This window comes from Pseudoalteromonas sp. MIP2626 (genome assembly GCF_013414205.1).
In the GTDB taxonomy this organism is placed as follows: domain Bacteria; phylum Pseudomonadota; class Gammaproteobacteria; order Enterobacterales; family Alteromonadaceae; genus Pseudoalteromonas; species Pseudoalteromonas nigrifaciens.
The window spans coordinates 1-1,301 of sequence record NZ_JAATTW010000116.1 but is presented as its reverse complement, the minus strand read 5'-3'; the positions used below and the strand labels follow the sequence as shown (position 1 = coordinate 1,301).

The following is a 1,301-nucleotide window of genomic DNA, read 5'->3' as shown; positions in this document are numbered from 1 at the left end:
TGCTTAAACATCGCTTCCTGGCGATACAGCGGTAACCCGTATTGGTATTTACTGGTGATAAGCTGACTGAGCAAACTGCTGGTTGCAATGCCTTTGTTGATGGGCATGGCAGGCATTGAGGCTTGTTTAATCTGTGTCTGAGTTAAGGATTTATCACAGTGACGGCAGGCGTATTTAGGCCTAATATGCTCAATCACTTTGATTTTAGCGGGTATGAACTCAAGCTTTTCTGACTTATCTTCACCCATTTTATGTAGCTCACCGCCACAGCAATCACAGGTTTTGTCGATGATGTCGTGAATAACCTGCTCACGAGGTAAGTCTTTTGGCAGTGGCTTACGCACCGGCTTTTTACGGGTATAGCTAATGGATTGTTGCTCTGCCTCAACTTCCTCAACAATTTCTTCCACTTCATTGAATAACTCGCCTTGCCCGGCAAAGCCTTCAGCACTTTTGCCGAATTGTTTTTGTTGGGCCAAGCTCCAGCGCTCTTCCAATGCCGCAATCTGGGCATCCTTCTGCGCTAACAGTTTTTCAAGTTCAGCAATGCGCTGTTTAAGGGCGAGTTCATTTTTCATGACGCCTATTTTAAGGCATCATCAAAGGCTTTGCAGTGCTAACTGAACTCACTTTGATGATCATCAATCGATCGCAAATATTAAAGCATTTGCTTACCTGCGACATCAATTTTACTGTGTCCAATCACATCATAACCCGATAATAACCAGTGTAATTGCTGCTCGCTTAAGGTCATGGTGGGTGACATGAGTTTGGGCCATTTGAACTTATGCTTATCTAATCGCTTATACCACAGTGCAAAACCGGTGTTATCCCAGTAAAGCAGTTTGAGTTTGTCACGGCCTTTATTACAAAACACAAATAGCGCACCACTGAGCACGGGTAGTTCAAGCTCTGCTTCCACCAACGCCGCCAGACCATTAATTGATTTTCGAAAATCAACGGCATCGGCACATAAATAGACGGTGGGTACATCAACGAACATCCTCATACCGTTAGCCCTTTAATAATGGCAACGATATCGGCCGTCGCTAAATCGATAGGAAACGTGAGTTGGCCGGTTAGCGTATCAAACTGCAGCGTATTTTGACGAGTTTGCGCGCAGACTTCAGTAGTTTGTTTTACCTGGACAAAACGTGATGATGTAAGGCACTGCGTGTGCACTGGCAAGGTGGAATTAGGCTGGTCTTTTGCCAGTAAAGCACGTTGTTTATAATAAGTCGTAATAGCGACATTATGGTGTTGGCAGAATTCAATATTAGTACCACTAAACGTACTGCGTT

At 44.4% G+C, this 1,301-nt stretch carries 3 protein-coding genes; all 3 read right to left on the bottom strand.

The window, feature by feature from the left end:
• On the bottom strand, window positions 1–578 hold a 578-nt coding region (locus HC000_RS18265; protein ID WP_179808389.1), incomplete at its 3' end, for an IS66 family transposase zinc-finger binding domain-containing protein.
• A gap of 80 nt (window positions 579–658) precedes the next feature.
• Window positions 659–1,009, bottom strand: coding sequence for an IS66 family insertion sequence element accessory protein TnpB (gene tnpB, locus HC000_RS18260; protein WP_010554756.1), 351 nt, complete (start codon window positions 1,007–1,009; stop codon window positions 659–661).
• A partial coding sequence (locus tag HC000_RS18255; protein ID WP_179808388.1) for an IS66 family insertion sequence element accessory protein TnpB occupies window positions 1,006–1,301 on the bottom strand: 296 nt, incomplete at its 5' end. The genes tnpB and HC000_RS18255, both read right to left, overlap by 4 nt.

Coding starts and splice junctions, on each gene's coding strand:
- tnpB (WP_010554756.1), bottom strand. CDS start 1,009: ATGAGGATGTTCGTTGATGTACCCACCGTCTATTTATGTGCCGATGCC.